Here is a 2,835-nt window from a genome sequence, read left to right as displayed (position 1 = left end):
AAAAATGTAATTTGTGTTACACTAATTGTTGTAGCATATCTACACCCGACCTATTCTAATGTCTTTTGCTGTAACTATGTTCACCAATCTGATCTCTAGAATTCATAACTGCTCGCGAACGGAAGATATTCTTCAGGCAAGTGTCGAAAGCGTCAAACATGCTCTCAACTGCGATCGCGTTGTGGTGTATAGCCTACAGCCGGAAAGCTTAGGAAAAGTTGTCGCCGAGTCAATAGAGCCGGGATTTCCCAAGACAATGGAAACCACGATCGAAGATCCCTGCTTTATGGCAAGACATGTCGATACTTATCGTCAGGGTAGGATCAACACGATCGACAATATCTATGAAGCCAGGATTACACCATGCTATATCGAGACGCTCGAAAAGTTAGCCGTCAAAGCCAACTTAGTCGTGCCATTATTGTTACCAGATGGTGAGCTATATGGCTTATTAATTTTGCATCAATGTTCTCAACCCCGCGCTTGGCAACCAGAAGAGATTACCCTCACTGCCCAGATGGCTTTGCAAATCGGCTGGGCATTGGATAATGCGATTAGGTGGTCACAGTGTCAAAAAATCCAATCAGCACTCGATCGCCAAAAATACTATAATGAGCTGTTAAGATCTGCAACTCAGAAAATTCATCACGGCACCACTCGCGCCGAAGTCTTAGACATTGCCACTACTCAAGCCCAAGCGATGTTAAAGTGCGATCGGGCGATCGTCTATGGCATTACCGAGCCAAATGTTGGTAGGGTTTTCGCTGAAGCAACAATGCCAGCATTAGCAACATTAAAAGGAATGGCAATTGACGACCCTTGCTTGGATGGATACAGGGTTAATGAATACAGCGATCGACTCCACGTTCGGGCGATCGATAATATTCATGAAGTTGGGATCGATCCTGATATTCTCGATAATTTAGTGACGATCGCCGTTAAGGCAACTATTGTCGCACCGATTGTTAGCGATCGCAATGAATTATTTGGAGCGATTGCTGTTCATCAGTGTTTTAACTATCGCAATTGGCAAGATGTCGAAGTAGAATGGCTCAGACAAATTGGCATCCAAACTGGTTTAGCTCTAGCAAAAGCTCAGTTCCAAGAAGAGATCGTCGTGATGCGATCTTCACTCAAGCGAGCGGGTGCGGTTAAAGAGACAATTAGCAATGCCGACACTCAAGTCCAGCAGGTGAAAGAGTCGATCTCCAGCTCGATCCAAACTCTAGATGAAGCTAGACATTTGATGCGATTGCTCAGTCATGAAGTAGTTTCACTCACTAATAAACTGTCGAGCGAAGATATCAATCTCGTCCGAATTATTACTAAGAAATTGCAAGCTAATACCGAAGTTGCGACAAGCGGTACAATTTCACTTCAGTCAGAAGTGAAAGAACTAGAAACAGTCGTTCACTCGGCAATTCAACTCTATAAGTCTCGAACCCGAACTGACGTTAATTAGCAACACAAAAAAAAGCTTACGTGAGAACGTAAGCTTGTCGATCGATAATCGGGCGATACATCACCGCAATCGGCTAATATCTGCTCGCTTTTAGCTTTTATTCAAAATCGTCGTCATCGTCGCTATCACCAGGAGGCGACCACTCAAACTCATCTTCATCATCCTTAGCAGTATTAGCTTCGATCGGATCGCCATAGATCAATCCGGCGAACTCCTCCTCCTCTTCTGGACTCGAAGGTTTGACGATCGATAAACCACTGAGGGTCGGATCGTCGAGATCGTAGCTGCGAGCGGTACGATCGTCGAGAATCATATCCTCATCGCTACCGAGCGAGCCGTCATAGGCACCATACATGCCCATCGAGCCATAATCATTGTCCGCGATGGGGCTGGAGAAGTTGGAATCCTCATAGGCATTGAAGCCCGTCCCAGCGGGAATCAGCCGACCGATAATCACGTTCTCTTTCAAGCCGCGCAACCAGTCAGATTTGCCTTCGATCGCGGCTTCGGTGAGTACCCGCGTAGTTTCTTGGAAACTCGCAGCCGAGATGAAGCTATCGGTATTCAAGGATGCCTTGGTAATCCCGAGCAACATGGGCGTATATTCCGCTGGAGCCGCACCAGTAATCGACATGGCTTCATTTACCTGTTCGACTTGGCGGAGTTCTTGGAGTTCCCCTGGGAGCATCGTGGTGTCACCACCGTCATCGATCCGGACTTTAGAGGTCATCTGACGAACGATGACTTCGATGTGTTTATCGGAAATTTCCACCCCTTGGGATTGGTATACCGATTGCACTTGGTTGACCAAGAATGCTTGCGCTTTTTGGAGTGCCAGCAGTGCCGCTTCAAAGACACCATTTTCCTCGCGGAAGTGGTTGAAGTAGACTTCTAAGATCTCGTGAGGGTTGAGCTGTCCGTCGGTGAGCAAGTGACCCGCTTTGACTACATTACCATCCGATACGAGCAAGTTTTGACCGGGGCCGAGGAAGTATTCTTCGACGGCACCACTCGCATCGATGACTTTAATTTCGGTCGGTTCGCCATCGTCGTTGTAGACGACAGATGCGGTACCATCGCGACGGTTGAGGATACAGGGTTCTTTAGGTTTACGCGCTTCGAGGAGTTCTTCGATCCGGGGTAAACCTTGGATGATGTCTCCGGTTTTCGATCGCTCGTAGACCAGGAGTACCAGATTATCGCCCCGCTGTACCAAGTCGCCAGTATCGATATGGAGAATCGCACCGGGGGATACCCGATACGGACGCGCCATCCGCAGTACGACTTGGGAGTCGTTGACTTCGACCACTTCACCAGATTCAGGACAGATAACTCCTTCAGCGATCTGGCTGCCAGCGACGACTAATTTACCA

At 47.8% G+C, this 2,835-nt stretch carries 2 protein-coding genes; one reads left to right on the top strand and one right to left on the bottom strand.

Annotation, left to right across the window (positions count from 1 at the left end):
* The first annotated feature begins 76 nt into the window (after window positions 1–76).
* Window positions 77–1,462, top strand: coding sequence for a GAF domain-containing protein (locus RMO52_RS15695; RefSeq protein ID WP_310415947.1), 1,386 nt, complete (start codon window positions 77–79; stop codon window positions 1,460–1,462).
* Between the two features lie 97 nt (window positions 1,463–1,559).
* Here the strand turns inward: RMO52_RS15695 and RMO52_RS15690 are convergent.
* Window positions 1,560–2,835: DNA-directed RNA polymerase subunit beta'' (locus RMO52_RS15690; protein ID WP_310415943.1), on the bottom strand; the 1,276-nt coding region annotated here is incomplete at its 5' end.

Source organism: Chamaesiphon sp. OTE_8_metabat_110, assembly GCF_031382685.1.
Taxonomy (GTDB): Bacteria; Cyanobacteriota; Cyanobacteriia; order Cyanobacteriales; family Chamaesiphonaceae; genus Chamaesiphon.
Note: the sequence above shows the minus strand (reverse complement) of the source record. Positions and strands in the feature narration are given on the sequence as shown.